The organism is Bacillus sp. YBsi01 (genome assembly GCF_038406745.1).
GTDB lineage: Bacteria > Bacillota > Bacilli > Bacillales > Bacillaceae > Bacillus > Bacillus siamensis.
In genome coordinates this window covers 3532372-3555356 of sequence record NZ_CP151679.1, presented here as the reverse complement: position 1 = coordinate 3555356, position 22985 = coordinate 3532372, and the positions used below count along the sequence as shown (strand labels likewise).

17 protein-coding genes, 4 tRNA genes, 3 rRNA genes and 1 riboswitch are annotated in these 22985 nt (G+C 48.2%); of the genes, 8 read left to right on the top strand and 16 right to left on the bottom strand.

The genetic code is table 11. From position 1 onward, the window contains the following. Positions 1 to 118: 118 nt before the first annotated feature. Positions 119 to 2047, top strand: coding sequence for an ABC-F family ATP-binding cassette domain-containing protein (locus tag AADZ70_RS17995; protein WP_342007428.1), 1929 nt, complete (start codon positions 119 to 121; stop codon positions 2045 to 2047). 223 nt (positions 2048 to 2270) lie between these two features. Here the strand turns inward: AADZ70_RS17995 and tsaD are convergent, their stop codons facing one another. The 14 genes from tsaD to AADZ70_RS17925 form a co-directional block, all read right to left on the bottom strand. Continuing rightward, positions 2271 to 3311, bottom strand: a complete 1041-nt coding sequence (gene tsaD / locus AADZ70_RS17990; protein WP_016937066.1) for a tRNA (adenosine(37)-N6)-threonylcarbamoyltransferase complex transferase subunit TsaD — start codon at positions 3309 to 3311, stop codon at positions 2271 to 2273. Continuing rightward, positions 3304 to 3759: a ribosomal protein S18-alanine N-acetyltransferase gene (rimI, locus tag AADZ70_RS17985; RefSeq protein WP_342007427.1), complete on the bottom strand. Its 456-nt coding sequence runs from the start codon at positions 3757 to 3759 to the stop codon at positions 3304 to 3306. The genes tsaD and rimI overlap by 8 nt, the downstream gene beginning before the upstream one ends. Before the next feature lie 10 nt (positions 3760 to 3769). Then, positions 3770 to 4459, bottom strand: coding sequence for a tRNA (adenosine(37)-N6)-threonylcarbamoyltransferase complex dimerization subunit type 1 TsaB (gene tsaB / locus AADZ70_RS17980; RefSeq protein WP_342007426.1), 690 nt, complete (start codon positions 4457 to 4459; stop codon positions 3770 to 3772). Continuing rightward, complete coding sequence (gene tsaE / locus AADZ70_RS17975) at positions 4440 to 4916, bottom strand: tRNA (adenosine(37)-N6)-threonylcarbamoyltransferase complex ATPase subunit type 1 TsaE (protein WP_045926870.1); 477 nt, start codon at positions 4914 to 4916, stop codon at positions 4440 to 4442. Before tsaE ends, tsaB begins: the two co-directional genes overlap by 20 nt. 15 nt (positions 4917 to 4931) lie before the next feature. After that, positions 4932 to 5909, bottom strand: coding sequence for a thiamine-phosphate kinase (thiL, locus tag AADZ70_RS17970; RefSeq protein ID WP_342007425.1), 978 nt, complete (start codon positions 5907 to 5909; stop codon positions 4932 to 4934). A 181-nt stretch (positions 5910 to 6090) separates the two neighbouring features. Further along, positions 6091 to 6167, bottom strand: a tRNA-Asp gene (locus AADZ70_RS17965). Between the two features lie 12 nt (positions 6168 to 6179). Next, a tRNA-Met gene (locus AADZ70_RS17960) sits at positions 6180 to 6256 on the bottom strand. A gap of 19 nt (positions 6257 to 6275) precedes the next feature. Next, positions 6276 to 6391, bottom strand: a 5S ribosomal RNA gene (rrf, locus tag AADZ70_RS17955). A 51-nt stretch (positions 6392 to 6442) separates the two neighbouring features. Then, positions 6443 to 9371, bottom strand: a 23S ribosomal RNA gene (locus AADZ70_RS17950). 174 nt (positions 9372 to 9545) lie between these two features. Beyond that, positions 9546 to 11095, bottom strand: a 16S ribosomal RNA gene (locus AADZ70_RS17945). The 16S, 23S and 5S rRNA genes sit together here with 4 tRNA genes alongside, the layout of an rRNA operon. Positions 11096 to 11257: 162 nt before the next feature. Beyond that, positions 11258 to 11331 (bottom strand) — tRNA-Gly (locus AADZ70_RS17940). A gap of 9 nt (positions 11332 to 11340) precedes the next feature. Further along, a tRNA-Arg gene (locus tag AADZ70_RS17935) sits at positions 11341 to 11417 on the bottom strand. Between the two features lie 306 nt (positions 11418 to 11723). Continuing rightward, a complete protein-coding gene (locus tag AADZ70_RS17930) occupies positions 11724 to 13142 on the bottom strand; it encodes a sugar porter family MFS transporter (protein ID WP_016937074.1) in 1419 nt (472 codons plus the stop codon). 427 nt (positions 13143 to 13569) lie between these two features. Beyond that, positions 13570 to 14571: an acryloyl-CoA reductase gene (locus AADZ70_RS17925; protein ID WP_342007424.1), complete on the bottom strand. Its 1002-nt coding sequence runs from the start codon at positions 14569 to 14571 to the stop codon at positions 13570 to 13572. A gap of 126 nt (positions 14572 to 14697) precedes the next feature. Between AADZ70_RS17925 and AADZ70_RS17920 the strand changes: the two genes are divergently transcribed. The 6 genes from AADZ70_RS17920 to AADZ70_RS17895 all read left to right on the top strand — a co-directional run bounded on the left by AADZ70_RS17920 (position 14698) and on the right by AADZ70_RS17895 (position 19339). Next, the gene (locus tag AADZ70_RS17920; RefSeq protein ID WP_016937076.1) at positions 14698 to 15165 is read left to right on the top strand and encodes an SRPBCC domain-containing protein; all 468 of its coding nucleotides are present in this window, start codon (positions 14698 to 14700) and stop codon (positions 15163 to 15165) included. A 112-nt stretch (positions 15166 to 15277) separates the two neighbouring features. Beyond that, a complete protein-coding gene (locus AADZ70_RS17915) occupies positions 15278 to 16123 on the top strand; it encodes a manganese catalase family protein (RefSeq protein ID WP_342007423.1) in 846 nt (281 codons plus the stop codon). A gap of 249 nt (positions 16124 to 16372) precedes the next feature. Continuing rightward, positions 16373 to 17935, top strand: a complete 1563-nt coding sequence (locus AADZ70_RS17910) for an APC family permease (RefSeq protein WP_342007422.1) — start codon at positions 16373 to 16375, stop codon at positions 17933 to 17935. A gap of 107 nt (positions 17936 to 18042) precedes the next feature. Further along, positions 18043 to 18624, top strand: coding sequence for a TetR family transcriptional regulator (locus tag AADZ70_RS17905; RefSeq protein WP_016937079.1), 582 nt, complete (start codon positions 18043 to 18045; stop codon positions 18622 to 18624). 71 nt (positions 18625 to 18695) lie between these two features. Continuing rightward, on the top strand, positions 18696 to 19025 hold the full coding sequence (locus tag AADZ70_RS17900) for a multidrug efflux SMR transporter (protein ID WP_016937080.1): 330 nt from the start codon (positions 18696 to 18698) through the stop codon (positions 19023 to 19025). Continuing rightward, complete coding sequence (locus tag AADZ70_RS17895; RefSeq protein WP_007409295.1) at positions 19025 to 19339, top strand: multidrug efflux SMR transporter; 315 nt, start codon at positions 19025 to 19027, stop codon at positions 19337 to 19339. Before AADZ70_RS17900 ends, AADZ70_RS17895 begins: the two co-directional genes overlap by 1 nt. Before the next feature lie 59 nt (positions 19340 to 19398). Here AADZ70_RS17895 and AADZ70_RS17890 read toward each other — a convergent pair whose 3' ends face one another. Both AADZ70_RS17890 and AADZ70_RS17885 read right to left on the bottom strand, forming a co-directional pair. Then, a complete protein-coding gene (locus AADZ70_RS17890) occupies positions 19399 to 20613 on the bottom strand; it encodes an MFS transporter (RefSeq protein WP_188154809.1) in 1215 nt (404 codons plus the stop codon). Next, positions 20603 to 21289 carry a FadR/GntR family transcriptional regulator gene (locus AADZ70_RS17885; protein WP_016937082.1) on the bottom strand — a complete coding sequence of 229 codons (687 nt, stop codon included), beginning with the start codon at positions 21287 to 21289 and terminating at the stop codon, positions 20603 to 20605. The genes AADZ70_RS17890 and AADZ70_RS17885 overlap by 11 nt, the downstream gene beginning before the upstream one ends. 357 nt (positions 21290 to 21646) lie before the next feature. Then, positions 21647 to 21746, top strand: a riboswitch (purine riboswitch). Between the two features lie 55 nt (positions 21747 to 21801). Here AADZ70_RS17885 and AADZ70_RS17880 point away from each other — a divergent pair. After that, the gene (locus AADZ70_RS17880; protein ID WP_016937083.1) at positions 21802 to 22962 is read left to right on the top strand and encodes an MFS transporter; all 1161 of its coding nucleotides are present in this window, start codon (positions 21802 to 21804) and stop codon (positions 22960 to 22962) included. Positions 22963 to 22985: the final 23 nt, after the last annotated feature.

Sequence of the window (22985 nt, the reverse complement as noted above, 5' to 3'; positions counted from 1 at the left end):
GATCATACACTATTTTCTCCCTGATGTCTTATCCTATAATGTTCCAATTCTGATGTATTGTTTGCTGACAGCAGGTTGATAAGCTACACTTAACTTATTATAACAGAGGTGAAATAATATGATGATCTTACAAATTAATCAGCTGTCCAAATCTTTTGGCGCTGATCCTATTTTAAACAATATAAAGCTTGAAGTCAGATCTCGGGATCGCATCGCCATTGTAGGCAGAAACGGAGCCGGCAAATCAACTCTCCTTAAAATTATCGCAGGTCACCTTTCATATGAAAAGGGTGAATTAATCAAACCGAAAGAATTAACGATGGGATATCTTGCCCAACACACAGGCTTGGAATCCCAGCTTACCATAAAAGAAGAACTGCTGAGTGTTTTTGATTTCCTGAAAGCAATGGAAAAAGAAATGCGCTCTATTGAAGAAAAGATGGCCACAGCCGCCCCCGCGGAGCTTGAGACGCTGATGAAAACCTATGACAGGCTTCAGCAGGACTTCAAGGATAAAGGCGGCTATCAGTATGAAGCGGACGTCCGATCCATCCTTCACGGCCTCGGTTTCGGGAAATTTGACGATTCCGTGAAAGTGCAAAGCCTGAGCGGCGGCCAGAAAACAAGGCTTGCACTCGGCAAGCTGCTTCTGACCCAGCCTGATCTGCTTATTTTGGATGAACCGACGAACCATCTCGACATCGACACGCTTACATGGCTTGAGCATTATTTACAGGGATATTCAGGCGCCATCCTGATCGTTTCCCACGACAGATATTTCCTTGATAAAGTCGTCAGTCAAGTGTACGAGGTCTCACGGACAGAAAGCAAAAAATACCTCGGCAACTACAGCGCCTATTTAGAACAAAAAGCTGAGCAGTATGAGAAAGACCTGAAGCTGTATGAAAAACAGCAGGACGAAATCGCCAAGCTCCAAGATTTTGTCGACCGCAATCTGGCCAGAGCATCAACAACGAAAAGAGCCCAGAGCAGACGAAAGCAGCTTGAACGGATGGACGTCATGGCAAAGCCGCTCGGTGATGAAAAATCAGCCGCCTTCCGTTTTGACATTACAAAACAGAGCGGGAACGACGTCCTTCGCGTACAGGATGTTTCCATCAGCTATGACGGCCAGCCGCCGCTTTTGAAAAACCTGACCTTCGGCATTACAAGAGGGGAAAGCGCCGCCCTCGTCGGACCGAACGGGATCGGCAAGTCAACCCTGCTGAAAGCCATAATCAATACGCTCAGTCCGAAATCCGGGTCGATCACGTACGGTTCCAATGTCACAATCGGCTATTATGATCAGGAACAGGCCGAACTGACGTCGTCCAAACGCGTCTTGGACGAGCTGTGGGATGAATATCCGGACATGCCGGAAAAAGAGATCAGGACATGCCTCGGCAACTTTCTGTTCAGCGGAGACGATGTCCTGAAACCTGTCCGTTCTCTAAGCGGCGGTGAGAAAGCAAGAGTCGCGCTTGCCAAGCTGATGCTGCAAAAAGCAAACTTTCTCATCCTTGATGAACCGACAAACCACCTTGATCTGGACAGTAAAGAAGTGCTGGAAAACGCCCTGATCGACTATCCGGGAACGCTGTTATTTGTATCGCATGACCGCTACTTTATTAACAGGATCGCCACAAGGGTGCTGGAGCTGTCTCCGGATCATGCCGAAGAATATTTGGGTGACTATGACTATTACACCGAGAAAAAAGCCCAGCAGCTGGAATTGGAAGAAATGAAACGGCAGGAAAAAGAGCAAGCACAGCCTGCCGGCAAGGTCAAACAGGACACGAAAAGAACATACGAGGAAGAAAAAGAATGGAAAAAGAAAGAACGTCAGCGCCTGAGACGCATTGAAGAAATCGAAGCAGCCGTCTCATCCGCCGAAGAGAAAATCAGCGCCAATGAGGAGCTGCTGTGCGACCCTGACGTGTATCAGGATCATGAAAAGGTACAGACCATTCACACAGAGAACGAAGCTCTGAATCAAGAGCTGGAACGATTATTAGCGGAGTGGGAAGAACTCTCCTCAGAAGAATAGAAAAAGTCAAGCACCTCTTTAAGGGGTGCTTTTTTATCCACAGCTTTTCTCCTTGCCTGCTATTTAAGTAAGCGCTTTATACACACTATCCACAAAATTTTCTGACTTTATCCACTTTACTAACAACTTATAGACCCTTATCCAGCCTGGATTTCTGAATATATTCACAATCCTGTGGATATGTTAGAATTATCTGTTAATAAATTAAAAAAAGCCTCACGTTTTACAACGTGAGACGATCAAAAGATGTTAATTCCAAGCCGGGCTGTCCATTCATATCATATGAACCCCGGATTCCCTTTTCAAAAGCAACGGTTCCGGCAGCCGCAATCATCGCTGCATTGTCCGTACATAAAGAAAGCGGCGGGATAACAAGCTCAGGATCTCCCGGATGGCTGAATTCCTGCTGCAGAGCGGCTCTCAGCCCTTTGTTGGCGGCTACGCCTCCCGCAAGCAGCACTTGTTTAACCCCATATTCTTTCGCGGCCTTAGAGGTTTTTGCCGTCAGTACATCAATGACACTCTGCTGAAAGCTCGCGGCAAGATCCTCAGGAGGAATCACCTCATTTTTTTGCGAGGCGTTATGGAGCGTGTTAATCACGGCTGATTTCAGCCCGCTGAAGCTGAAATTGTAAGATCCCTCATCCAGCCACGCACGCGGAAGCGGAATGGAATCCGTTCCCACAGCAGCCAGCTTATCAATCTGCGGCCCTCCCGGATAAGGAAGCCCCATCGTTCTCGCCACTTTGTCGTAAGCTTCGCCTGCGGCATCGTCCAGCGTTTCTCCGATAACCTCGAATGAACCGTGCTCTTCCATATAAACCAATTCCGTATGTCCGCCCGACACAACCAAAGCAAGCGCCGGGAACTGAAGCTCCCCTACCAGTCTGTTTGCATAAATATGGCCCGCAATGTGATGGACGCCGACTAACGGTATTTGATGGGCAAAACTTAACGCCTTTGCCGCATTGACTCCGATTAACAGGGCTCCGACAAGTCCGGGTCCTTCCGTTACGGCAATCGCATCAAGATCGTCAAAGCCCATCTCCGCTTTTAAAAGAGCTTCCTCAATCACTAGGGTAATCTGCTCCACATGATGTCTGGACGCAATTTCAGGCACGACCCCGCCGAACCGTTTATGGCTTTCAATTTGAGAAGCGACTACGTTAGAAACGATTTCTTTACCGTTTTTTACGACTGAAGCCGCTGTTTCATCACAGCTTGTTTCAATTCCTAATACATAAATATCTTGTTTTTCACTCATGTAATGTCACCCACATTAATAACGCATCTTCCCCGTTATCTGTATAGTATTGTTTTCTGATTCCTCTGGCCTGAAGACCGAATTTTTTATATAAGGATTGGGCGGGATGATTCGAGACCCTGACTTCGAGAGAGAGCCTCCTTGCCTTTTTTTCTCTGCACAATTCTACCGCAGCTCGAAACAGCGCTTCTCCCAATGATTGGCTCCGGTATTCCGGCTTAATGGCTATGTTCGTAATCTGCGCGTCATCTATAATAATCCAGATTCCGCAGTACCCCGCCAGACAGCCGTCCTTTTCAATGACAAGGTAGTGCGCATACGGATTTTCCAAAAGCTCATGATAAAATGAATCCTTCGTCCACGGAGAAGTGAAGGATGCTGTTTCAATTTCATAAATTTGATCAATATCTTCCGGCCGCATGCTTCGAATCGCCGTTTTCGTTTTCATCCCCATCACCCTATTTTTGAGATTCCATCCATTTCGCTTCAGCCTCTGCCAGACGCAAATAATCCGGAACAAGGCTGTGGACATCCGCTTCTTCTTTTTCCAAGCCTAAAAACGCCAGCTCTGACGGCCGCGGATTATGCTGTGCAGCCGTTCCCATCACTGCTTGAGATGTCAGTTCTTGCAGAATGGTTTCTTCATGAATGGCTGTATCATGCCCTAAAAATAAAACCGGAGACGCTTTTTCTTTCAGCATGCCGAGCCAATCCGTCAAAAGCACATTCTGATCAGGAAGAACGGATTGTAATCGGCCGTCCTGATATTCATAAAGTCCCGTATACACCTGTCCGCGCCTGGCATCAAATAACGGGCAGATCAGACCTTGAAAATGCCGTCCGTTCGCCGCCAGCACCTCAAGGCTCGACACAGCGGAAATCGGAAGCTTCAGCGACCAGGCCAATGTCTTCGCCAGCGTCACACCGATTCTGACACCAGTGTACGATCCCGGTCCTTTCGCCACCGCTATTTTCGTGAGGTCCTGCGGTTTTAGGCCGCAATCCTCCAGCAATGAATTGACAGCAGGCATCGCCCGCACGGAATGATTCTTTTTTAAATATGTAATATACTCCGCCATCACCGTTTTCTCACGAACGAGCGCGGCACCCAGCGTGTAATTTGACGTATCAATTGCCAGTATTGTCATGTTTATTAATCTCCTCACAAAGCGTTTCATACCGTGTTCCGCAAGCCGTAAAGGTAATGTCCCTTTCCTCATCACCGGCTCTCTTGATGACGATCTGCAGCCGTTCGGCGGGCAGCTGATCCTGAATTAAGTGAGCCCATTCAATTAAACAGACGCCTTGTCCTTCAAAATATTCTTCAAGGCCCAAGTCTTCGCTTTCATCCTCCATGCGATACACATCCATATGATATAGAGGAAGCGAACCATCATGGTATTCTTTTATAATTGTAAAGGTCGGGCTGTTTACCACTCTTGTGATCCCCAGTCCTTCGGCAAACCCTTTTGTGAAAGTCGTTTTTCCCGCTCCCAAGTCGCCTTCCAGTGTCAGAATGTCTCCCGGCTTTGCCAATGAAGCGGCAAGCTTGGCTACGGCTTTCGTTTCTTCAGGGTTTTTCGTTCTCCATTGTAATGTCTTCAAAGTGAGTCACCCGTCTTATTTAAAATGATTGTATCCTTTTTTCTCAAGGACGATTTGTCTCTGATCATTGGCTGTCAAAAGAACACTTGCTTCCTTCCGTTCAGACACCGCTCCGATCTTCGCAATCGGAATGCCTGACTGCGTGCAGTAATCAAGCAAAGAGATCCACTCCTGCTGAGAGACCGTTCCAGCCAATTCATAATCTTCTCCGCCGAATAACACCCATCTCTTCCACTGAGGATCTGCCTCAGGCAAATCCGGATGCACCGGCAGAAGCTGTTCTTCAATTTCTATCGTAACTGAGCTTGACTCAGCTATTTCATACAGTTCACTGGCCAATCCGTCACTGATATCATTCAGAGCGGCGCGTTGAAGCTGAGAGCAGAATCGGCCGACCTGAACCCTCGGCACGGGCCGTTTATGTTTTTCGATAAAATAATCACCCGTATGAAAAGCAGAAGGAGGCGTTTCTCCTAATAAAAGAGACAGCCCCGCTGCGGACGAGCCGATTTCTCCCGTAACAAACACAACATCCCCGGGTCTTGCCGAACTTCGCAGACAAGCTCGATTCTTTTCGACTTCTCCGATGACCGTAACGGTAATAACGGCTTGACCGGAAGCGGAAACGGTATCTCCCCCGATCAAGTCCATCCGGTATAGTTTCGCCAGTTCCGCCATCCCTTCATACATTGCCTGGACATCAGCTTTCTGCCAGCAGGAGGGAACAGCAAGGGACACCAGATAAAACTTCGGAATGCCTCCCATCGCCGCCACATCACTAATGTTAACAGCGAGCGCCTTATAACCGATATCTTGAGGAGAGGAGTACTCTGATTTAAAATGGACACCCTCCACCATCGTGTCTAAACAGACAATTTGCTGCATGTGAGATGACGCTGTATATACCGCACCATCATCACCGATCCCAACATCGACGGAAGGATGATAATGCGAATGCGGAGTAATACTGTGAATCAAATCAAACTCGTCCATGTTTCTCCCGTCTCCCTTTCTGACGCTCTTGTGAAATACAGCTCTTTCTAGTGTATCGGATTATGTTTCAATATCCAAGACTTTAACGGTATAAAAGAAAGCTTGGTTAGAAACCAAGCTGAAAGTATTAAAAGAAAACACAAAAAAAACGAAAACATGATCGTTTCGTTTACAATGAAAATGGCGGTCCGGACGGGACTCGAACCCGCGACCTCCTGCGTGACAGGCAGGCATTCTAACCAACTGAACTACCGGACCATTTTTATTTTTTGGTTGCGGGGGCAGGATTTGAACCTGCGACCTTCGGGTTATGAGCCCGACGAGCTACCGAACTGCTCCACCCCGCGATGATAAAATTTTAGAAAAGCTTGGCGGCGTCCTACTCTCACAGGGGGAAACCCCCGACTACCATCGGCGCTGAAGAGCTTAACTTCCGTGTTCGGCATGGGAACGGGTGTGACCTCTTCGCTATCGCCACCAAACCATTGAGAGTGTTCTCTCAAAACTAGATAACAGTAAGCATACATTCAAAAATGGTTAAGTCCTCGATCGATTAGTATCTGTCAGCTCCATGTGTCGCCACACTTCCACCTCAGACCTATCAACCTGATCATCTTTCAGGGATCTTACTTCCTTGCGGAATGGGAAATCTCATCTTGAGGGGGGCTTCATGCTTAGATGCTTTCAGCACTTATCCCGTCCGCACATAGCTACCCAGCGATGCCCTTGGCAGAACAACTGGTACACCAGCGGTGCGTCCATCCCGGTCCTCTCGTACTAAGGACAGCTCCTCTCAAATTTCCTGCGCCCGCGACGGATAGGGACCGAACTGTCTCACGACGTTCTGAACCCAGCTCGCGTACCGCTTTAATGGGCGAACAGCCCAACCCTTGGGACCGACTACAGCCCCAGGATGCGATGAGCCGACATCGAGGTGCCAAACCTCCCCGTCGATGTGGACTCTTGGGGGAGATAAGCCTGTTATCCCCGGGGTAGCTTTTATCCGTTGAGCGATGGCCCTTCCATGCGGAACCACCGGATCACTAAGCCCGACTTTCGTCCCTGCTCGACTTGTAGGTCTCGCAGTCAAGCTCCCTTGTGCCTTTACACTCTGCGAATGATTTCCAACCATTCTGAGGGAACCTTTGGGCGCCTCCGTTACCTTTTAGGAGGCGACCGCCCCAGTCAAACTGCCCACCTGACACTGTCTCCCCGCCCGATAAGGGCGGCGGGTTAGAAGGTCAATACAGCCAGGGTAGTATCCCACCGATGCCTCCACCGAAGCTGGCGCTCCGGTTTCCAAGGCTCCTACCTATCCTGTACAAGCTGTACCAACATTCAATATCAGGCTGCAGTAAAGCTCCACGGGGTCTTTCCGTCCTGTCGCGGGTAACCTGCATCTTCACAGGTACTATAATTTCACCGAGTCTCTCGTTGAGACAGTGCCCAGATCGTTGCGCCTTTCGTGCGGGTCGGAACTTACCCGACAAGGAATTTCGCTACCTTAGGACCGTTATAGTTACGGCCGCCGTTTACTGGGGCTTCAATTCGCACCTTCGCTTACGCTAAGCGCTCCTCTTAACCTTCCAGCACCGGGCAGGCGTCAGCCCCTATACTTCGCCTTACGGCTTCGCAGAGACCTGTGTTTTTGCTAAACAGTCGCCTGGGCCTATTCACTGCGGCTCTCTCGGGCTTGCACCCTAACAGAGCACCCCTTCTCCCGAAGTTACGGGGTCATTTTGCCGAGTTCCTTAACGAGAGTTCTCTCGATCACCTTAGGATTCTCTCCTCGCCTACCTGTGTCGGTTTGCGGTACGGGCACCTCTCACCTCGCTAGAGGCTTTTCTTGGCAGTGTGGAATCAGGAACTTCGCTACTATAATTCGCTCGCCATCACAGCTCAGCCTTCACGGGAAACGGATTTGCCTATTTCCCAGCCTAACTGCTTGGACGCGGATATCCAATACCGCGCTTACCCTATCCTCCTGCGTCCCCCCATTGCTCAAATGGTGAGGAGGTGGTACAGGAATATCAACCTGTTATCCATCGCCTACGCCTTTCGGCCTCGGCTTAGGTCCCGACTAACCCTGAGCGGACGAGCCTTCCTCAGGAAACCTTAGGCATTCGGTGGAGGGGATTCTCACCCCTCTTTCGCTACTCATACCGGCATTCTCACTTCTAAGCGCTCCACAAGTCCTTCCGGTCTTGCTTCACAGCCCTTAGAACGCTCTCCTACCACTGTTCGAAGAACAGTCCGCAGCTTCGGTGATACGTTTAGCCCCGGTACATTTTCGGCGCAGAGTCACTCGACCAGTGAGCTATTACGCACTCTTTAAATGGTGGCTGCTTCTAAGCCAACATCCTGGTTGTCTAAGCAACTCCACATCCTTTTCCACTTAACGTATACTTTGGGACCTTAGCTGGCGGTCTGGGCTGTTTCCCTTTCGACTACGGATCTTATCACTCGCAGTCTGACTCCCAAGGATAAGTCATCGGCATTCGGAGTTTGACTGAATTCGGTAACCCGGTAGGGGCCCCTAGTCCAATCAGTGCTCTACCTCCGAGACTCTTACCTTGAGGCTAGCCCTAAAGCTATTTCGGAGAGAACCAGCTATCTCCAGGTTCGATTGGCATTTCACCCCTACCCACACCTCATCCCCGCACTTTTCAACGTGCGTGGGTTCGGGCCTCCATTCAGTGTTACCTGAACTTCACCCTGGACATGGGTAGATCACCTGGTTTCGGGTCTACGACCACGTACTCATGCGCCCTATTCAGACTCGCTTTCGCTGCGGCTCCGCATCTTCTGCTTAACCTTGCACGGGATCGTAACTCGCCGGTTCATTCTACAAAAGGCACGCCATCACCCGTTAACGGGCTCTGACTACTTGTAGGCACACGGTTTCAGGATCTCTTTCACTCCCCTTCCGGGGTGCTTTTCACCTTTCCCTCACGGTACTGGTTCACTATCGGTCACTAGGGAGTATTTAGCCTTGGGAGATGGTCCTCCCGGATTCCGACGGAATTTCACGTGTTCCGCCGTACTCAGGATCCACTCAGGAGAGAACGAAGTTTTGACTACAGGGCTGTTACCTCCTATGGCGGGCCTTTCCAGACCTCTTCATCTACCTCGTTCCTTTGTAACTCCGTACAGAGTGTCCTACAACCCCAAGAGGCAAGCCTCTTGGTTTGGGCTGATCCCGTTTCGCTCGCCGCTACTCAGGGAATCGCATTTGCTTTCTCTTCCTCCGGGTACTTAGATGTTTCAGTTCCCCGGGTCTGCCTTCTCATATCCTATGTATTCAGATATGGATACCACTCCATTACGAGTGGTGGGTTTCCCCATTCGGAAATCTCCGGATCAAAGCTTGCTTACAGCTCCCCGAAGCATATCGGTGTTCGTCCCGTCCTTCATCGGCTCCTAGTGCCAAGGCATCCACCGTGCGCCCTTTCTAACTTAACCGTTAAAAAGAATCACTACGTGATATCTTGCATTACAATTGAATGTGAATTACTTCTGTTATCTAGTTTTCAAAGAACATTATCTCGAAGAATCGAATGATCCTTCAAAACTAAACAAGACAGGGAACGTTCTGTTTATAAGACCCACGGTCTTATATTCCGTTAAAATCCTTAGAAAGGAGGTGATCCAGCCGCACCTTCCGATACGGCTACCTTGTTACGACTTCACCCCAATCATCTGTCCCACCTTCGGCGGCTGGCTCCATAAAGGTTACCTCACCGACTTCGGGTGTTACAAACTCTCGTGGTGTGACGGGCGGTGTGTACAAGGCCCGGGAACGTATTCACCGCGGCATGCTGATCCGCGATTACTAGCGATTCCAGCTTCACGCAGTCGAGTTGCAGACTGCGATCCGAACTGAGAACAGATTTGTGGGATTGGCTTAACCTCGCGGTTTCGCTGCCCTTTGTTCTGCCCATTGTAGCACGTGTGTAGCCCAGGTCATAAGGGGCATGATGATTTGACGTCATCCCCACCTTCCTCCGGTTTGTCACCGGCAGTCACCTTAGAGTGCCCAACTGAATGCTGGCAACTAAGATCAAGGGTTGCGCTCGTTGCGGGACTTAACCCAACATCTCACGACACGAGCTGACGACAACCATGCACCACCTGTCACTCTGCCCCCGAAGGGGACGTCCTATCTCTAGGATTGTCAGAGGATGTCAAGACCTGGTAAGGTTCTTCGCGTTGCTTCGAATTAAACCACATGCTCCACCGCTTGTGCGGGCCCCCGTCAATTCCTTTGAGTTTCAGTCTTGCGACCGTACTCCCCAGGCGGAGTGCTTAATGCGTTAGCTGCAGCACTAAGGGGCGGAAACCCCCTAACACTTAGCACTCATCGTTTACGGCGTGGACTACCAGGGTATCTAATCCTGTTCGCTCCCCACGCTTTCGCTCCTCAGCGTCAGTTACAGACCAGAGAGTCGCCTTCGCCACTGGTGTTCCTCCACATCTCTACGCATTTCACCGCTACACGTGGAATTCCACTCTCCTCTTCTGCACTCAAGTTCCCCAGTTTCCAATGACCCTCCCCGGTTGAGCCGGGGGCTTTCACATCAGACTTAAGAAACCGCCTGCGAGCCCTTTACGCCCAATAATTCCGGACAACGCTTGCCACCTACGTATTACCGCGGCTGCTGGCACGTAGTTAGCCGTGGCTTTCTGGTTAGGTACCGTCAAGGTGCCGCCCTATTTGAACGGCACTTGTTCTTCCCTAACAACAGAGCTTTACGATCCGAAAACCTTCATCACTCACGCGGCGTTGCTCCGTCAGACTTTCGTCCATTGCGGAAGATTCCCTACTGCTGCCTCCCGTAGGAGTCTGGGCCGTGTCTCAGTCCCAGTGTGGCCGATCACCCTCTCAGGTCGGCTACGCATCGTCGCCTTGGTGAGCCGTTACCTCACCAACTAGCTAATGCGCCGCGGGTCCATCTGTAAGTGGTAGCCGAAGCCACCTTTTATGTCTGAACCATGCGGTTCAAACAACCATCCGGTATTAGCCCCGGTTTCCCGGAGTTATCCCAGTCTTACAGGCAGGTTACCCACGTGTTACTCACCCGTCCGCCGCTAACATCAGGGAGCAAGCTCCCATCTGTCCGCTCGACTTGCATGTATTAGGCACGCCGCCAGCGTTCGTCCTGAGCCAGGATCAAACTCTCCGATAAATGGATCACAGACTAAGTTCACTGCATCCTGCAGTAACGTCTGTGTGATCTGCATCGTGCAGACCTTAGTTTGACTGACTACGCACATCGCTGTGCGATTTATTTAAAACTTTGAATTAACAGGTACGTTTTGTCTTGTTTAGTTTTCAAAGATCATTATAATGGAGCGGGTGATGAGAATCGAACTCACGACATCAGCTTGGAAGGCTGAGGTTTTACCACTAAACTACACCCGCATTTTAAATTGGCGCGCCCGAGAGGAGTCGAACCCCTAACCTTTTGATCCGTAGTCAAACGCTCTATCCAATTGAGCTACGGGCGCTTATCAGGCGACTTAACTATCATACTATCAATCAGTGATGATGTCAAGTGTTTTTTTATTTCTTTTTGAAGTTGTTTTCTCAACCTCATTTATTATACACGTTTCTGAGAATTTGTAAAGTCTTTTTTCAAAAGCTCATTTTCTCTTTTAGCGTGATCGCTTTGTTCATCAGCGACGTTTAATAATATACCATGCCCCCTTAAATCGCGTCAACACTTTTACAAAAGTTTTTTCTCGCTTATTACTTCCTTCTATATATATAGAAAATAAAAAACAGGATTCCTAAGAACCCTGCATCTCTCTTGATTACCCGCTCACCTTGACCTCTGCACTTTTTCGCTCTGGTTTTTCATAAGTACGGAAGTTTTGTTCAAGCTGTTCAAGCGACAGACCTTTTGTTTCCGGCAGGAACCTTTTCACGAATATGACGGACGCTATTCCTAACAGAACAAAAATAAAGAAGGTTGCAGACAATCCGATGTTTGCGAGCAGAACCGGGAAAGTTAAACCGACAAGGAAGTTCGCGATCCAAAGGCAGAAGACAGTGACTCCCATACCAAGCCCCCGCAATCGAAGCGGGAATATCTCCGACAGCATCAGCCAGGTCACAGGAGAAACCGCTCCCTGCTGAAACGCAAGGAAAGTGACGGTTAACCCAAGAACTACATAAGGAAGTGAAGGGGATCCTTTCAGCACGACAGATAAAATGCCGATCAGCAGCAGCACGGCAGTCGTTCCGATCAGCCCCGTCATCAGCATCGGGCGCCGGCCGACTCTGCCGAGAAGCCATATGCCCACAAAAGTCGCAAGCACGGAAATCACACCGTTAGCGATATTGCCGATCAATGCAGCTTTTGTTTCGAAGCCGGCATCTTTTAGTATTTGAGTTCCATAGTACATAATTGAATTTACGCCGGTGAGCTGCTGCACTACAGCAATTCCGATTCCGATAAACACAATGCGGCGCACCCACGGAACGGCAAGGTCCTTAAATGTCGCCTGCTCCATCTCCGCTTCCTTATGAAAAGCAGATTCAATCTCGGCGAGTTCTGACTTTGCTTTCTCGTCATTCCGTATTCGCCGGAGAACGCGCAAAGCATCTTCTTTTCTTCCTTTAGAAACCAACCAGCGCGGACTTTCGGGAACTTTCAGCATACCGAAAAACAAGAATACCGCCGGAAGAGCCGCGATAACGAGCATGTAACGCCAAGCGTGAGACGTATCACCGAGCACATTGCCGATGATGGCATTACACGTGAAGGCAAGCAGCTGGCCCGTTACAATCATCAGTTCATTTTGGGTAACCATTCTCCCCCGGCTTTCCGCCGGCGACATTTCAGCCAAGTATGCCGGAACGGTTACGGAAGCTCCCCCGACAGCAAGCCCCAGCAGAAAACGAGAGATAATCATAACCGATACGTTAGGCGCCAGTGTACATCCCAGCGTCGCCGCAAAGAACAAAACGGCAAGGAAAAGGATATTTTTACGTCTGCCGTTATAGTCTGACAGCCGCCCTCCGAAAACTGCGCCGATCGCAGCCCCCAAGAGAAGGGAGCTTGCCACCATGCCTTCAGTCAGGGCCGTAAGATTAAGCTGGTCAGCTTTCGCCATAAAAGGAAGCGCTCCATTAATTACACCTGTATCGTAACCGAAAAGAAGCCCCCCGAACGTCGATACTAAAATGATGGTTCTCAAAAATGAATACTGGCTGCTATTTTTATTCATCTTCAAATCCTCCCAGTTTTTATACAGAGATATAAACCGAATATTCAGTTATCTATATTTACGCCTATAATGACTTACCCACGTTTCGACAATTCAAAACAGCTTTTATATAAAAAATCACTCGAAAGTGTCATCATTTATCATTTATATTTGCTCTCTCCTTTCGTCGAATTGTTACTTTATAGTTATTTTTTAGTTAAGTTGTAATTATATTATTAGCACTTATGTTATTATCTTAATTTTAAAAGCGCTTTCAGTCAATAAATATTTCAGATAATTTCAAAAATCTTCTAAATATGATCTACACATAATCAATATTTATTTAAAATCAGCTCACTTTCAGAATATACTCAATAATCATCTCAGTTTTAATCAATAAATGATTATATAATGAAAAAACCCCCAACTGCTGATCGGGGGTTTTTGTTTATTCTTCGTTCAGTTTAACGATCGTTCTCCCTCTCGCTTTTCCTTTTAAGAGAGCAGGAAGCGTGTCCGGCAGTTCCTCAAGTGTAATTTCCTTTTGAATAAAGGTCTCGAGATCCGCTGGCTTGAAATCTTCAGCCAGACGCTGCCATGTTTTCTTTCTTGTCTCCATCGGACAGGATACGGAATCAATTCCCAGGAGGCTGACGCCGCGCAATATAAACGGAAAGACCGTAGCCGGGAGTTTCGTTCCCGCTGTCAGTCCGCTCACTGCAACTGCTCCGCCGTACTGAATCTGGCTGAGAACTGAAGCAAGCGGCTCACCTCCGACCGGATCGACGGCTGCGGCCCATTTTTGTTTTTGCATCGGTTTTAACGTGCCGTTGTAAACTTCGTCACGGTGAATAACCGATTTCGCACCGAGACTCTTCAGATAGCCGCTTTCTTCTTCTTTTCCCGTACTGGCCTCTACGTCATAGCCTAATGCAGAAAGAATGGAAACCGCAAAGCTTCCGACGCCTCCTGTTGCTCCCGTCACCAGCACTTTCCCTTTTTCAGGGGCGGCATGGTTTTCCTCAAGACGCTGAACGGACAATGCGGCCGTAAAGCCGGCGGTTCCGATCGTCATGGCTTCTTTAAGAGTCAGACCATCAGGCAGCGGCACGATCCAATCTGCCGGAATGCGGGCCATCCCGCTATAGCCGCCAAAGTGGGAAACACCTATGCCGTAGCTTGTCGCAATGACTTTGTCCCCTTCTTTAAAACGGGCGTCATCTGAGGAAACGACGATTCCCGCTAAATCAATTCCCGGCACGAAAGGATACGAGGTTACGATCTTGCCGTCAGGAATGGCAGCCAAGCTGTCTTTGTAATTCACGCCTGAATAGCAAACCTTAATCAGCACTTCACCCTCGGGAAGGTCCTGAACTGCGAGCTCCTGTACGCTGACTGAAAACCGGTCTTCACGTTGATCGACTACTAACGCTTTAAATTGATCTGTCATCACTACGTCTCCTTAAAATGTATTGAATGGCTTTGAAAAAGCATAAACTAAGTTTGATTTGTTTTCAAATGTCCTGCCCCGTGTAGTATGATCAAAAGAAAAAACAGCGAAAGAGTGGTTAGCAGCATGTCTGATAAACAAAACAATGATAACAAAAATAACAACAGCAGTAATCAAACATTACCGGACATTATTCATACCGCCGTTTTCAAGGCGCCGCTGCAAGTGGTCTGGGATACGGTCTCCACTGCGGACGGACTGTCTCTCTGGTTTATGCCGAATGATTTCACGCCTCAAGAAGACAGTGATTTTCAGCTGGAATCTCCATTCGGTCCGTCTCCGTGCAAGGTGCTGGATATCGAAGCGCCGTACCGCCTTTCTTTTTCATGGGATACGGAAGGCTGGATCGTTTCTTTTATCTTGAAAGAAACGGAAAGCGGAGATACGGAATTCACTCTCATTCACGGCGGATGGAAAGAGCCGGATGCCGTCATCAATAAAGTCAATCGGAAAAGCTCGGAGATTCACAGTACGATGGACCAAGGATGGAACGGGCTTGTGAACACGAAGCTCCGCGGGGCGGTCGAGGCTTAATGCAAAAGGACGGGACACACTTTCCGTCCTTTTTTTGCTGCCGATACATAAAAACCGACTTTGCTAAGACACTAACAGAAGAACCGAAAACTGTTTTCAGCGGGCGCTGTTCATGTACTATTACAAAGAAGAACTGATCAATATCATTAAGCCGGATCCGGCCGCCGCCAAGGTGCTTCAGGAAATTTTAGGCGGGCACTACGGAGAAATGCGGACGATGATGCAATACTTTTTCCAAAGCTCTAATTTCAGGGGAAAAGAAAAGCAGTTCCGCGACCTGCTTCGCGGCGTATTTTTAGAAGAAATTGCACACGTTGAGCTCGTCCAGCATACGATTAATGCGCTGCTCGATGAAAGCGGGGCTGAGGGCCCCGGAAATCAGGCTTCAGATCAGGCGCCGATTGACGAAGCGGTGAAGCATGCCAATCCGCACCATTATATTATTGGGGCGCAAAGTTCTCTGCCTGCAGATGCAAGCGGCAATCCATGGAGTGGCTCTTGGGTCTACAATCACGGGAATCTGATTGCCGACTTATTGGACAATGTCGTGCTGGAATCAACCGGCGTGCTGCAAAAAACGCGCATTTATGAAATGAGTTCTAATCAGACGTTCAGAGAAACACTTGGTTTCCTGATTGTCCGTGACAATGCCCATCAAAATGCTTTTACAAAAGCGCTGGAAACACTGGGTGTTGAATGGGGCAAATTATTCCCCGTGCCGAATTATGACATTGAGAAATATCCGGAGTGCCGTAAATTCGTTGAGATGGGATATCATAATACCCAATTTAATTTCAGACTGGATCCGACACGGATCGGAGAAATTCTGCAAGGACAGACGCCGAGCCGAAACGGCGGCGAATTAAGTGTGTCTGAGCCGCCTAAAGGGTTCCCTGTGCCGGAACTTCCTGAGCTTCCGAATGAGCACAGCCCCGGACTGAAAGATATGAACTTGTAATAAAAAAACGCCTGCTTCGGGCGTTTTTTTATTTTTATAGATGTAAGGTTTGAACGTGAGCAAAACGGGGAATATAAGCGGGGAGATCTTGACATGCGGCCGTATCAAGTCACTCCATTATGATTTGAGCATACTGCTGTACATACTTCAGCATATAAAGCTGTCCTAATTTTCCAGCCGGCCGGCTGGGTATGTTCGAATGATAATGGGAATTATGTAAATAGAACATGTCTTATAAGGAGGCAGCGAATGTCTAAGCAAGGAAACTTCCAGAAATCTATGTCACTTTTTGATCTTATTTTAATCGGCATGGGAGCCATATTCGGTTCAGCATGGCTGTTTGCCGTCAGTAACGTCGCCTCTAAAGCGGGCCCATCAGGCATTTTTTCCTGGCTGATCGGCGGGGGAATCATCTTATTGATCGGCTTAGTTTATGCGGAACTGGGCGCCGCGCTGCCGCGGACCGGGGGAATTATCCGGTATCCCGTATATTCACACGGACACCTGGTCGGATATTTAATTTCCTTTGTCACCATTGTGGCCTACACGAGCCTTATTTCTATAGAAGTCACGGCAGTCCGCCAATACGTGGCGTATTGGTTTCCAGGGTTGACCGTGAAAGGTTCTGACTCGCCGACAATTGCCGGGTGGATATTGCAATTTGCGCTGCTCTGCATGTTCTTCCTCCTCAATTACTGGAGTGTCAAAACCTTTGCAAAAGCAAACTTTATTATTTCGATTTTTAAATATGTCGTTCCGATTACGGTTATTATAGTACTGATTTTTCATTTTCACCCGGGCAATATGACCGTTCACGGATTTGCGCCTTTTGGTTTCACCGGAATTCAGGCCGCGATTTCTACCGGCGGTGTCATGTTCGCCTATCTTGGGCTGCACCCGATTGTGGCTGTCGCAAGTGAAGTGCAGAATCCGAAGCGGAACATTCCGATCGCATTGATTGTCTGTATTATCGTTTCTACTATTATTTACACCGTGCTGCAGCTCACTTTTATCGGGGCGATTCCGGCGGATACCCTGAAGCACGGATGGCCGGCTATCGGGAAGGAATTCTCTCTTCCGTTTAAAGATATCGCCGTTTTGCTCGGATTAGGGTGGCTGGCGACATTGGTTATTTTAGATGCGATTTTATCACCGGGCGGTAACGGTAATATCTTTATGAATACGACTTCACGTCTCGTCTACGCCTGGGCCAGAAACGGAACTTTATTCAGCATCTTTTCTAAAGTCAATAAAGAAACCGGGACACCGCGTGCCTCCCTTTGGCTTTCGTTCGGTCTGGCTGTTTTTTGGACGCTGCCGTTCCCTTCTTGGAACGCTCTTGTGAACGTGTGCTCCGTCGCATTGATTCTGTCTTATGCGATTGCGCCGATTTCTTCAGCGGCGCTGAGGGTGAACGCGAAGGATATTAACAGACCGTTTTATTTAAAAGGGATGAGCATCATCGGGCCGCTGTCGTTTATTTTCACTTCTTATATTGTATATTGGTCCGGATGGCGCACCGTATCCTGGCTTCTCGGTTCCCAAATTGTCATGTTTCTGATCTACCTCTGTTTCAGTAAATATGCTCCCAAAGATGATGTCAGCATACGGCAGCAGCTGAAATCAGCATGGTGGATCGTCGGCTTTTATGTGATGATGCTGATTTTCTCCTATCTCGGCTCGTTCGGCCACGGATTGGGCATTATCAGCAATCCGCTTGACCTGATTCTGATCGCCATCGGTTCGCTCGGTATTTATTACTGGGCAAAATATACGGGACTGCCGAAGGCTATGATCGACAGTGATAAATGATGAACGCCGGAAAGAAGCATGATCTTCTTTCCGGCCTTTTTATTTACAAAAAAGCGAAAATACGATAAAATGAATGACAGTCATTCATAAAAGGAGGAACCCCTCTATTGGCAAAACAAAGCTCGGGAAAATATGAAAAGATCCTGCAAGCCGCGATTGAAGTCATTTCTGAAAAAGGATTAGACAAAGCATCCATTTCAGAAATCGTCAAAAAAGCCGGAACGGCCCAAGGGACGTTTTACTTATATTTTTCTTCTAAAAACGCCCTCATATCAGCGATTGCAGAAAACCTGCTTGATCATACGCTGGACAGAATCAAAGGGAAAACGGACGGCACTGAAGATTTTTGGACGGTGCTGGACATTTTGGTTGATGAGACATTTCACATCACCCGGCTTCATAAAGATATTATCGTCCTCTGTTATTCCGGTCTTGCCATCGATCACTCAATGGAAAAATGGGAGGCCATTTATCAGCCTTATTATTCCTGGCTGGAAGGCGTCATCAATACGGCCATTGAGCAGGGTGAGGTCATCAGCGGCATTCATGTCAGATGGACGGCCAGAACGATTATCAATGTTGTCGAGAACGCGGCTGAACGGTTTTATATCGGCTGTGAACAGGATGTCGATCTCGAAGTATATAAAAAAGAAATATTCAGCTTTCTCAAAAGAAGCTTACAGAAATGATTGGCAGAGACCGATCATTTTTGACCGCCATAAAAATGACTGACATTCATTCATAATTGAGGTGACTGTAAATGTATTGGCTGCTTGTACTGATAGCCGGACTGTTAGAAGTGGTTTGGGCGTCCGCTCTGAAACATGCGGACTCGCTCATTGATTGGATCGGTATTTTCCTGCTGATTGCCGTCAGCTTCCTGATGTTGATTCGTTCTTATAAAAAAATACCGATGGCTGCCGCATACACCGTTTTTGTCGGAATAGGCACCGTCGGCACATATGTAACGGGCGTCATTTTAGGAGAACCTTTTTCAATCGGGCAAATCTTCTTTTTGGCTCTGCTGTTGTCCGGTATTTTAGGAATGAAGGTATTTACGAAAGAAACTGAAACAAGGGGTGAACATTAATGGCTTGGCTGCTGTTATTTATTGCCGGAGCGGAGGAAGTTGTAGCGGCCGTTGCCATGAAACATATTGACGGTTTTAAAAAAAAGTGGCCGCTGATTGTCATGGTAACAGGCTTTATGCTTTCATTCTTTTGCCTTTCCGGAGCGATGCAGGTTCTTCCCACAGGTGTCGCGTATGCGGCTTGGACCGGGATGGGAAGCATCGGCGTATCAGCCGTGGGTATACTTTGGTTTAAAGAAAAATTCAATCTGTCACAATTGGTGTCTCTGGGGCTTATCCTCATCGGGGTCATCGGTTTGAAACTGACAACGTGATGTCCGGAGACAGCTTTTTAAATAAAAAACAAAGGGCCCTAAGCAGACCCTTTGTTTTTTTATGCAGTTTTAATCTGTTCTGCTTTTCCGGCCCCGACACCGAAAATGAAAATCAGAACGGAGACCGCGATCAGCATGAATAACGGAACCGTCCAGCCGTGCGTGATATCATGCAGCAGGCCGAATACGAGCGGTCCGAACGCGGCAAGCAAATATCCGAATGACTGGGCCATTCCCGAAAGCGCCGCGGCTTCATGGACATGGCGGGTCCGCAGGCTGAAGAACATCATTGCCAGACTGAACGCACAGCCTCCCGCAATTCCGATCAAAATGACCCATAGCGGAGTGAGAGCCGGGCTTCCGAAAAGAACGCCGGCAATGCCGATAAGGAAAAATAAAGCCGTCAGTCCGGCGAGTGCGCGCTGGTTTTTCATTTTAGCGGCAGCGATCGGCACGATAAAAGTAATCGGCAGGACTGAGAATTGCATTAATGAAAGCATCCATCCCGCCTTACTTGAGCTGAGTCCATTCTGCTGAAGAATTTCCGGCAGCCAAGCGATGATGGTGTAAAAAATAAGGGATTGCAGCCCCATGAACAACGTCACCTTCCAAGCCAGAGGAGACCGCAGCAGACTGCTTTTCTTCTCTCCATTTGTCCCAGTCGTGCGGACGGGCAGTTCGCGTCCTTTCATTTGCGGAATCCACATGATAAGCGCAATGAAAGAAAGGATAGCCCAGCAGCCGAGCGCGCCTTTCCAGCCTAACCCCGCTGAGGAGGCGATCGGAACGCTGATGCCGGATGCAATCGCGCCGCACAGATTCATAGAAACCGAGTAGACGCCGGTCATGACGCCTAAATTTCCGGGAAACTTATGTTTAATGAGACTCGGCAGCAGGACGTTGCATACGGCGATCGACAATCCTAACAGGATCGTTCCGAAAAAGAGAGTGCCGATCCCTGCGATGGAGCGCAGCAGAGTTCCGGCTGTCAGGACAATTAATGATGACAGTAAGACAATCTCGGTCCCGAAGCGCCGGGACAATAAAGGAACAAACGGCGACAGACATGCAAAGGCCAAAAGCGGCACTGTCGTAATGGTGCCGGCAGCCGCATTGGTCATTCCGAGGCTGTCCCGAATTGAGGAAACGAGCGGTCCGACCGATGTCAGAGGCGCTCTGAGGTTGGCCCCTATCAATATGACTCCGATAACCAGCAATATCAGTTTTTTACGCTGACTTGCTTGCAGAATTTGATGTTCGTCTTCAATTTTCATGTTCATCCTCCATGTGTATTGTATCTTTAAATACTGTGATGTATTGGTTGACGGCCTCCATGGCCTCATCCGGTTTCTGTCCGGCAATCGCAGCGGCAAGCTGGGTGTGGATCCGGATAGCAGGCGTAATTTCCAAGAGATTATGGACTGACGCACAAAGCGCATCCGTCATATGCTCGTATAGATCAGAAAGCATATTGTTATGGGCCGCCTGTACAATTGTTTTGTGCAGTTTAATGTCAGCTTCGGCATACCGTTTTCGATCTTCATTTTGCAAGGCCGCTTCACATTCATCTAAGCATGCCTTCAGTGCTTTCAGGTCTTCGTCATTACGCCTTTGGGCCGCCAATCGTGCAGCTTCTCTCTCAAGTGCGTATCTGACTTCTAATGTTTCAAGCAAATTTGATTTTTTAATATGGCGGTAAAATGCCGCGCCGAGGACACTGGATGAGCTGACATACGTACCGCTCCCCTGCCTAGTCTGAAGAAGGCCGGCATGTACGAGCGCCCGAATGGCCTCACGTAATGTGTTTCGGCTCACATCAAATTGCTTCATTAAATCCAGCTCAGGGGGAATGCGCGTCCCGACCGGCCATTTATCCGATTGTATTAACGATTCAATTTGCGCCACCACTTGTTCTACGAGCGACAGTCTGCTTGTTTTGGATATCTCCATCAAAACACCTCTGTAATTTGTAGGATGATTCTATCATTGGGTAATATAACATAAATGAAGCGAAGATGTAAATCAGCCGCAACGAAAAAAAGTGAGATTTCTCTCACACTTCGGCGCTTTATGAACGTTTTAAATTGACTGACGTCACGACGAACTTGTCATGGCGGCGGCGATTTTTTCGTATTTATTCATCGGTTTCCTCCGGCTGTGTAATGTTTGATCTGTATAGACTCCTTATGGTTATCATAAATTTTTTTCTGCTTCATCAATGACCCGCTGTTGAAATTGAAAGGATTTCCTCGAATTTTCTATGGAATCTCTCTCACTATTATGGTAGAATTCTTTGCAGAAACGGACACAAACGAATATTGTATACATTGTATAACCTCAATGATATGGTTTGAGGGTGTCTACCAGGAACCGTAAAATCCTGATTACAAAAAATTGTCCCGCACACTTTTTGTAATCAGGATTTTTTATTTTCTAAAAAATAAAAAAAGGAGTATCTGTACATGAATTTCAAAGTATTTCTGCTTGCAGCATCTACTATTGCAGTCGGATTGGTTGAATTAATTGTGGGCGGTATTCTCCCGCAAATCGCTTCCGACTTAGATATATCCATCGTCAGCGCGGGGCAGCTGATCAGCGTATTTGCGCTCGGTTACGCGGTATCCGGCCCGCTGCTTTTGGCAGTGACGGCAAAAGCTGAACGAAAGCGGCTTTATTTAATCGCACTTTTTGTTTTCTTCCTGAGTAATCTGGTCGCTTATTTCAGTCCTAATTTCGCCGTGCTGATGGTGTCACGGGTGCTCGCTTCCATGAGTACGGGACTGATTGTCGTCCTTTCTTTAACGATTGCCCCTAAAATCGTAGCGCCGGAATACAGAGCGCGGGCGATCGGCATCATTTTCATGGGCTTCAGCTCCGCAATCGCTTTAGGCGTGCCTGTCGGCATTATCATCAGCAATGCTTTCGGATGGCGCGTTCTGTTTTTGGGAATCGGCGTATTATCTCTTGTTTCCATGCTGATTATCAGCGTCTTTTTTGAAAAAATACCTGCTGAAAAAATGATTCCGTTTCGTGAGCAGATCAAGACGGTCTGGAACGCCAAAATTGCCAGCGCACATCTTGTCACCTTGTTTACACTGGCTGGGCATTACACACTCTATGCCTACTTTGCGCCTTTTTTGGAAACAACGCTTCATTTGAGTTCCGTTTGGGTCAGTGTATGCTACTTTTTGTTCGGCCTGTCAGCGGTATGCGGCGGACCGTTCGGCGGCTGGCTGTATGACCGTTTGGGATCATTTAAAAGCATCATGCTTGTGACTGTTTCTTTCGCTTTGATCCTGTTTATCCTTCCGCTGTCAACGGTTTCTTTAATCATTTTCCTGCCTGCGATGGTGATCTGGGGATTGCTCAGCTGGAGCCTTGCGCCGGCGCAGCAAAGTTATTTGATTAAAATTGCGCCTGAGTCTTCCGATATTCAGCAAAGCTTCAATACATCCGCTTTGCAAATCGGCATTGCGCTCGGGTCAGCCATCGGCGGCGGCGTGATCAGACAAACGGGTTCTGTCACAGCAACCGCCTGGTGCGGCGGTTTGATTGTCATTATCGCTGTCGCGTTAGCTGTGTTTTCTTTAACGAGACCCGCTTTGAAAAGAAAATCCGCATAAGTGTGAGACCGCAAAAAAGCCAA